Genomic DNA, 8,943 nt, shown 5'->3' with positions numbered 1-8,943 from the left:
ATTTTCATTGTGGAATCCTATATATGAACTATGACTAGTGTTGGAAGTTAATTTTAAAAGGATTATAACATTAAAAGCAATAATTAATATTGCGAAAGGATAAGTAAAAGGATTAGAATAAATCATATATATATGTAATATTTAAAATCTTAATGTAAATATAATGAAGAAAAATGAGTAATAACATACTTACTTTTCTTTAATTTAGAAATAAAGGAGCTTCAAGATATGAATAATAGGGAAGACATATTATGGTTAATGTTTAAGAATAGTGATGGAGAAAAGATTAAAGTCGGGGAACTTGTAAAGAAAGAATCTAAATTTTATTTTAAATATGATGTTGAAGGCGTAAAAAAGGCAACGGATTATGGGTTTACACCGCTTCCAAGCCTACCTAGAATAAATTCAGAGTATTTTAGAGAAGAGATGTTTAGAACCTTTGCTGATAGGGTAGAAGCAAAGTTATTAAATGATGAAGAAATCTTTGATTTAATAAAAACTACAGGCGCAAAGCTTGATGAGGATGAATTAGAGTTTTTTAATCCTGAGAAAGAAGAGGAAGCTAACGAGACTGAAGAGAGAGCAGAATAGTTTTAAATAATATTTTATGGAAAATATGAAATATTTTGGCGGTTTTTCATATACTGATATAAGAAACATGTACTACAATGCGTACATGTTTCTTTTATCTATAGAAGTTGATACCTTTGTCTTTAAATAAGGCATGTTTAAAAAGTAATTAGCCATTATAGTAAAATATCTTATGCAAATATTACAGTTATAGATATTGCTTGATAAATTGATATCAGCAAAATCTGGCTTATTGCTTAAAACAAAATATTCATTATACTTTTGATTAGTTATTTTGAAGGTCTAAATAGTAAATAAAGTTTAGTAACGGTTTTTAAATATAGCTTTTTATTAATTAAAATTAGGAGGAAATATGCTATATAAAGAAAAGTATAATTTATGGTTGAATTCTAATTCAGTAGATGAAAAAACAAAACTCGAGCTTAAAACTATTGATGAAAATGAAATAAAAGATAGATTTTACAAAGATTTAGATTTTGGTACTGGAGGATTAAGGGGAATTATAGGGGCAGGTACTAATAGATTAAATATTTATACTATAGGCAAAGTAACAGAGGGTTTAAGCAATTATCTAACAAAAAAATATAAAGAGAATATTTCTATAGCTATAGCATATGATTCAAGGCATATGTCCTATGAATTCTCAGAGTTTGCAGCCAGGGTTTTTTGTGGAAATAATATAAAGGTATATGTATTTGGCAGTTTAACTCCAACACCTATTCTTTCTTATGCTATTAGGGAATTAAATTGTAAAGCGGGTATAGTTATAACTGCTTCTCATAACCCTAAAGAATATAATGGTTACAAAGTTTATAATGAAAGTGGAGTTCAAATAACGGATAAGGCAGCGGAAGAGATTTTATATCAGATTAGTTTAATTAAAGATTTTAATGGTATAAAAAAGATTTCGAAAGATGAAGCCCTAAATAAGGGATTATTAAATTATATTGGAAAGGATATATACTCCTCTTATTTAAAGAAGGTCAAAAACATAACCTTAAGAGAAGAACTAATAAAGAACAGCAGTGAAGAGTTAAATGTTATTTATACTCCTTTACATGGTACAGGTAATATTCCTATTAGAAGACTGCTTAGTGAACTCGGGTATAAAAATGTTTTTATAGTTAAAGAACAAGAAAGTCCAGATGGAGATTTTCCAACAGCACCTTACCCTAATCCGGAGAATCCCAAAGTTTTTAATATAGCATTAGAATTAGCTAAAGATATTAATCCAGATGTTATATTAGGGACAGACCCCGATTGTGATAGAATAGGTGTTATGGCAAAATGTAGTACAGGAGAATATAAGCTGTTAACAGGAAATGAAGTAGGAGTACTTTTAGGTCATTATATTTTAACTTCGCTAAAAGAAAAGAAAGAGCTGCCTTCTAATGGTGTAATAATTAAAACTATTGTAACTACAGATATGGTTAAGCCTATATGTAAAGATTTTGGTATAGAAGTTTTAGAAGTCCTCACAGGATTTAAATATATAGGTGAACTTATTGAAAATTTGGATGCAAAAAAGTTTATTTTTGCTTTTGAAGAGAGTTATGGATATTTATGTGGAGATTTCGTAAGAGATAAGGATGGAATAATTGGTGCAATGCTTATATGCGAGATGGCTCTTTATTATAAAACTAAAGGTATGTCATTATTTGAGGCTTTAGAAAATCTTTATGAAAAGTATGGATATTATAAAGAAGAATTGATATCTGTAGAACTTAGTGGAATTGAGGGAGTAAATAAAATTAATAATATAATGAATTCCTTTAGAGAAGATATATTTTATATAGGGAAACAGAGGGTTAAAGAAGTTGAAGATTACAAGTTAGGATTTTCTAAGAATTTAGATAATAATAGTATAAAAAATATAACACTGCCTAAATCAAATGTTATTAAGTTTATATTAGATGATAATTCTTGGATTGTCATAAGACCTTCTGGCACTGAGCCTAAGATAAAAATTTATATATCAGCAAGAGGAGATTCACTAGAGTCTTGTGAGAAAAATTTAGATAATTTTAAAAAGTATGTAATGAATAAGCTAGGGTAAATAAAAGTTACTGGCTATATAAAAAACGTGAGTTTTAAAGCTCACGTTTTTTTATATTAGACGGGATTTAGGAAGTGAAGGTTCTTATTAATTATCTAATGGACAAGTTACCATGAAGTTAAAATCAGTTTTAAAGCTATTATTTATATATTGTTCAAAATTTAGAGTTTTCATGTATAATATATGTAAAAGTATTTGGAAAATATAAGTACAAGAGTTATAAAATGAATATATTTAGTTTGTTTTAAATTTATAAGCTAGATAATTCATTATTTTATATAATAAATTTTATTATATATGGTTTAAGGGGTTTAATTATGAGTAACAATAATTTGTTTAAAAAATTTTTATCATTTTCTATTGGAAGTTGGATTAGCATTCTTATAGCAGTTGTAACAACTCCTATAACTACAAGGCTTTTATCCCCAGAGGAATTTGGTAAATTTTCTATGTTTGAGCTATACACAAATATAACAATGGCATTTATAATTTGTGGAATAGACCAAGCCTTTGTTAGATTTTTTTATGAAGAGAAAGAAGAGGACAGAAAGAATCTACTCTTTAGTTGTTTAAAAATCCCTTTTATACTAAATATAGCTTCTATATTGATATTAGTTTTATTTGGGAAGCAAATATCTAACTATTTATTTGGAGAGTATAGTATAAGAATAATTATATTATTAATAGTACATACAACATTTTTAATACTTAATAGATTTGCAACTATGTTAATTAGAATGCAGCAAAAAGGAAAAACATATTCTGCACTTTTAATAGCACAGAAAGTTTCAAATTTAATATTTATACTGCTTTCAGTTGGATATTTTAATAGAGATTTTAGAACACTAGCTTATGCAGCTTTTTTCTCTAATCTTGTAGTCACATTGGTGGGTGTAGTGGTAGAACTCAATTATTGGAACATATTTACCTTAAATAAAAAAGATTATAAGAGAAGTCAAAAAGAAATATTAGAATATGGAATACCGTTGCTATTTACTTTTGTAATTACTTGGCTCTTTCAATCAGCAGATAAGATAGCTATTAAACATTTTAATGACTTGAATGAAGTTGGAATATATGGATCAGCTTTTAAAATTATTTCTATATTAAATATAATTCAAAGTTCTTTTACAACATTTTGGGTTCCAGTAGCATTTGAGCGTTATGAAAAAGATCCTAATGATACAAAGTTTTTTGAGAAGATGAACCTATTAATAACTGTGGCAATGATGCTTGGAGGCATACTTTTAATATTATTTAGAGATTTAATAATATTATTACTTGGTAAAGAATATAGAAGTGCTATTTTCTTAATTCCATTTTTAAGTTTTATGCCAATAATGTACACAATTTCTGAAACTACTGTTATGGGAATCAATTTTCTTAAAAACCCTAAATCCCATATATATATTGCAGCAGTATCTTGTATAGCTAACATAATAGGGAATTTTATATTAGTACCAATATATGGGGCAAAGGGTGCAGCTATTTCAACAGGAATTTCTTATATAATATTCTTTGCTATGAGAACTTTCATATCTTTAAAGCATTTTAAAGTTAATTATCATATAAAGAAATTCTCTATAATGACCGTAGCATTAACATTCTATGTATTGTACTCAACTTTTATGGAAGTTAACTTAGTTTATATACTTATAGGAATAGGTGAAATCATTCTGTTAATGGTTGTATATAAGGATTATTTAGGAGAAGGACTAAAAAAAATCAAATTAAAATTGAAAAAAAATTAAAAAGTACTTGAAAAAAGTTTAAAATAGATATAGAATAATATCTAATAAAAAAAATAATAACACTTATTAAGAGTGGTGGAGGGACTGGCCCTATGAAACCCGGCAACCAGTACATTATGTACATTGGTGCTAAATCCTGCAACGTTATGTTGAGAGATGAGGATACTTTGGTATATCAAGCCCGAGGAAATCCTCGGGCTTTAATTTTTTATTTATTCGCGAATAATTTTTGTTATGTAGTATTTATTATTTTTTATAATTAATGTAAAACTAGGATCCTAATATATTTTTATTAAAGATAGAAAAATTAAATCATAATTATATTCCCAAAAATGATAACTTTAAGAATTAAAGATGGTAAATAGAAAAAATAATAATTTTATTTGATCATCCTAAAAAGTTAATTTTGGAATAGAGGCAATTTATATTAAATTGTGTATTTAAAAAGGGGTGATATTTTTGATAGAAGTTTCTTCATTAGAAAAGAACTTTGGAGATTTAAAAGTACTTAAGAATATAAATTTAAAAATAAATAAAGGCGAAATATTTGGTATAGTTGGACACAGCGGGGTAGGTAAATCTACATTGCTAAGATGTTTAAACAAGCTAGAGGGGTATGATAATGGCACTATAAAAATAGAAGACAAAGAAATAAATAATTTACAAGGAAAAGAACTTAGAGAGTTTAGAAAAAACTTAGGAATGATTTTTCAAAATTTCTCTCTTCTTGAAAGGAAAACTGTATTTGAAAATATTGCATTACCGTTGGAGTGTTGGGGATTTGATAAAAAATATATAAAATCAAAAGTTCTAGAATTATTAAAGGTAGTGAAATTAGAAGATAAAATTAAATCTAGACCCAAAGAACTTAGTGGAGGACAAAAACAAAGAGTAGCAATAGCCAGAGCATTAGCTTTAGATCCTAATGTGCTTTTATGTGACGAAGCTACTTCTGCATTGGATCCAAAAACAACTAAGGATATATTAAAACTTCTTAGAGAAATTAATGAAAAACTTAACATAACTATAATTATAGTAACTCATCAAATGGAAGTAGTAAGAGAAATTTGCAATAGAGTAGCAATTATGGAAAGTGGAGAAGTAGTGGAAATGGGAGAGGTTGAAGAACTTTTCATAAAGCCTCCTAAAGCTTTAAAAAGATTGATAGGAGAGGAAGATATAGTTCCAGATACTGGAGTGAATATAAAAATATTTTTTCCTAAAGAGGCATCTAATGAAAGCATCATAACCTCTATGGCAAGAGAATTAAACATTGATATTTCTATAGTTTGGGGAAAGCTTGAAAGGTTTAGAGATGATGTGCTAGGAAGTCTTGTAATAAATATTGATAACTCAAATAAAGAAAGGGTTATTGAATATCTCTCAAATAAAGATATATCTTGGGAGGTGACTAATAATGAATAATGACATTATAGCTTTATTAAAAGATGTATTGTTAAAAGGTTTTTTAGAGACTTTATATATGGTATTTTGGTCTACACTATTTGCTGTAGTATTAGGTTTTTTAATAGCATTAGTGCTAACAGTGACTAAAAGAGATGGATTAAGACCTAATAAATTAATATATAAATCACTAGATGTGATTATAAATATTTTAAGGTCATTTCCTTTCATTATATTAATAATAGCCATAATTCCTTTAACTAAAGCTTTAACTGGCTCAATAATTGGAGAAAAAGCAGCAATTGTTCCATTGACTATAGGGGCAGCACCTTTTGTTGCAAGAGTAGTAGAATCAGCACTAAATGAGGTAGATAAATCATTAGTAGAAGCAGCTAAATCTTTTGGAGCAAGTAATTCTCAAATATTATTTAAAGTAATAGTAAAAGAAGCAATGCCTTCTATAATATCCGCTATAACTTTAACTACAATCACCATTATAGGATATTCAGCAATGGCTGGTGCAGTAGGAGCAGGAGGATTAGGTTCTGTTGCTATAATGTACGGATACAATATGTTCAATGAAAGAGTAATGATATATACAATTGTTGTATTAATTATGCTAGTACAATGCATTCAATCTTTTGGAAATATACTTTATAAGAAATTAAAATAATAGGGGGTAATTTAAATGAAAAAAATATTATCAATAATATTAACTGTTTTAGTAATTTTTACATTGGGAGCTTGCGGAAAAAAGAGTGATACTAAAAAAATAACAATAGGTGCAACAGCAGTACCTCATGCGGAAATATTAGAACAAGTTAAACCAATATTAAAAGAAAAAGGATATGAACTTGAAATTAAAGTTTTTTCTGACTATGTATTACCTAATAGAGCATTGGAAGATGGTGAGCTAGACGCAAACTTTTTTCAACATATTCCATATATAGAAGAATTTAATAAAAATCATAAAACTAATATAGTTGCTTTAAATAAAGTTCATTTAGAACCATTAGGGTTATATTCAAAGGAAATAAAAAGCTTAGATGAACTAAAAAATGGTGCAACTATAACAATACCAAATGATCCTACAAATGGATCAAGGGCATTAAAATTATTAGAAGATAATAAAGTTATAAAACTTCAACAAAAAGATTTAGTTTCTAAATTAGATATAGTTAAAAATCCTAAAAATATAAAAATTCAAGAAATAGATGCACCTCAGCTTTCAAGAACTTTAGATGATGTGGAAGCTTCTATAATTAATACAAACTACGCACTACAAGCTAATTTGAATCCTAATAAAGATGCCATAGTAATTGAGGATAAGGAGTCTCCTTATGCTAATGTAATAGCAGTTAAAAGGGGAAATGAAGAAAAAGAGGATATAAAAGCACTATGCGAAGCTATAACTTCAGAGAAAATTAAAAAATTTATAGAAGAAAAATATAATGGAAGTATAATACCTTCATTTTAAGGAATTTCATAATATATTGATATTAAAGCCTGAGATTTTAATCTCAGGCTTTAAGTTCGTATAAAAAGTTATAACTAAAAATATCACTCTATAATAAAAATATTTAGAAGGGTATTTTATTAAGGGAGAAGAATAGTAAGTATTTAATCTCCCATAATTAATATGTTATGATATGACAATCAATATATAATTAAAAAATGACTGTCTCAAAATCAAAATTTGAGACAGCCATTGCAATGTTAGAAAAAAGCCAATTATTTTAGAATATGATACCACACAATAGGAATCCAGCGGTTATTATCAATCCTGAATATATAAGGTCGACTATACAGTATCCCATTATGTCCTTAGCACCTAGTCCGGCAATTCCTAAAGCCGGAAGTGCCCAGAATGGTTGTATCATATTTGTCCATGCGTCACCCCATGCAATGGACATAGAAGTTATTGCTGGAGATACTCCTAAAGCTTCACCAGCAGGTAGCATAATAGGAGCTTGAACTGCCCATTGTCCGCCTCCTGAAGGGACAAAGAAGTTAACTATACCTGCACTTAGGAAAGAAAATACAGGGAAAGTAACTCTATTTGAAATTGAAACAAAGCCAGTTGAAATTAATCCAGCAACTGAAACACCAGATGAATTTGCTCCAATCATCATTCCAGTAAGTCCAGCATAGAATGGGAATTGTAGTAAAATACCAGAAGCACCTTTTGTAGCATCTGATATAGCAGCTACATAATTTTTAGGTGATTTATGAAGTAAAATTCCTAAAAACAAGAATATAGTGTTAACAATATCAAGATTTAAATTAAATCCATTTTCTATAAAGTAATAAATTATGTAAGAAAAACCAAGTAAACACAAAACTATTGAAATTGCAGGACTATTTTCAATTTTATCAGCAGGAGTCATATCAACAGCACTGGCAGCCTCAACCTTAGCCTCTTCTAATAAAGAAGGATCAATAACTACTGTTTCCTTTTCGCTAGGATGCATTGCTCTGTTTACCAAAGGCAAGGTTAAAAATAGAACGATTACAATTCCAAGCATAATAGGATTAAAAATAGTTTCGCTAGTAGGTATAGGGGCATCAATTACTCCTTGAGTAAGTTTTTTTACAGCCTCTCCACCGCCAGCAACTGTTAGTGGAATTGATCCAGAAAGCCCTGCATGCCAAACTAAAAATCCAGAATAAGCAGAAGCAATCAGTAAACGATAGTCTACTTTTTTTACAACTTTAGCAATTTCTTTAGCAAATATCGCTCCTATAACAAGACCAAAGCCCCAATTTATCCAACAAGCTAAGTAAGATACCATAGTTACAGTTATAATTGCTTGAAAAGGTGTTTTGGGAATTCGTGCTAGTCTTTTAAGTAGTTTGTTAAATGCAGGTGCATTAGCTAAAGCATGTCCAAGTACAAGTACCAAAGCCATTTGCATGGAAAAGGCTAGTAATGACCAAAAGCCATTTCCCCAGTGTTTCACCATATCTAACGGACTTTGTTTAGTTAAGAATATTCCCAGGATGAAAACAATGAAAGTAAGCGCAGAAGCAAAGATAAATGGATCAGGTAAATACTTCTGTACTAACTTAACACAACCGTTAGTAAATTTTTTAAACATAAATATCCCCCCTATAATATGATTCGATCTGTTAACTTATATG

Annotated in this window: 7 protein-coding genes and 1 riboswitch; of the genes, 6 read left to right on the top strand and 1 reads right to left on the bottom strand. The window is 28.5% G+C overall.

The features are described 5' to 3' along the window. The first annotated feature begins 228 nt into the window (after nucleotides 1–228). The 6 genes from B2W91_RS11000 (at nucleotide 229) to B2W91_RS10975 (ending at nucleotide 7,279) form a co-directional block, all read left to right on the top strand. Entirely contained in the window at nucleotides 229–591 is a 363-nt protein-coding gene (locus B2W91_RS11000) for a hypothetical protein (protein ID WP_291580783.1), read from the top strand. A 352-nt stretch (nucleotides 592–943) separates the two neighbouring features. After that, entirely contained in the window at nucleotides 944–2,647 is a 1,704-nt protein-coding gene (locus tag B2W91_RS10995) for a phospho-sugar mutase (RefSeq protein ID WP_291580780.1), read from the top strand. A gap of 317 nt (nucleotides 2,648–2,964) precedes the next feature. Then, complete coding sequence (locus B2W91_RS10990) at nucleotides 2,965–4,398, top strand: lipopolysaccharide biosynthesis protein (RefSeq protein ID WP_291580777.1); 1,434 nt, start codon at nucleotides 2,965–2,967, stop codon at nucleotides 4,396–4,398. A 60-nt stretch (nucleotides 4,399–4,458) separates the two neighbouring features. Continuing rightward, a riboswitch (SAM riboswitch) is annotated at nucleotides 4,459–4,561 on the top strand. A gap of 296 nt (nucleotides 4,562–4,857) precedes the next feature. Beyond that, nucleotides 4,858–5,823, top strand: coding sequence for a methionine ABC transporter ATP-binding protein (locus B2W91_RS10985; protein WP_291580774.1), 966 nt, complete (start codon nucleotides 4,858–4,860; stop codon nucleotides 5,821–5,823). Then, nucleotides 5,816–6,475, top strand: a complete 660-nt coding sequence (locus tag B2W91_RS10980) for a methionine ABC transporter permease (protein WP_291580773.1) — start codon at nucleotides 5,816–5,818, stop codon at nucleotides 6,473–6,475. Before B2W91_RS10985 ends, B2W91_RS10980 begins: the two co-directional genes overlap by 8 nt. A 15-nt stretch (nucleotides 6,476–6,490) precedes the next feature. Beyond that, nucleotides 6,491–7,279 carry a MetQ/NlpA family ABC transporter substrate-binding protein gene (locus B2W91_RS10975; RefSeq protein WP_291580770.1) on the top strand — a complete coding sequence of 263 codons (789 nt, stop codon included), beginning with the start codon at nucleotides 6,491–6,493 and terminating at the stop codon, nucleotides 7,277–7,279. 259 nt (nucleotides 7,280–7,538) lie between these two features. On the opposite strand, the gene B2W91_RS10970 is transcribed toward B2W91_RS10975, so the two are convergent. Next, a complete protein-coding gene (locus tag B2W91_RS10970) occupies nucleotides 7,539–8,900 on the bottom strand; it encodes a short-chain fatty acid transporter (protein WP_291580768.1) in 1,362 nt (453 codons plus the stop codon). Nucleotides 8,901–8,943 lie beyond the last annotated feature (43 nt).

The sequence above is a fragment of the Clostridium sp. UBA6640 genome, assembly GCF_002455975.1.
Lineage (GTDB): Bacteria > Bacillota > Clostridia > Clostridiales > Clostridiaceae > Clostridium_J.
This window is presented reverse-complemented; position numbering and strand designations above follow the sequence as displayed.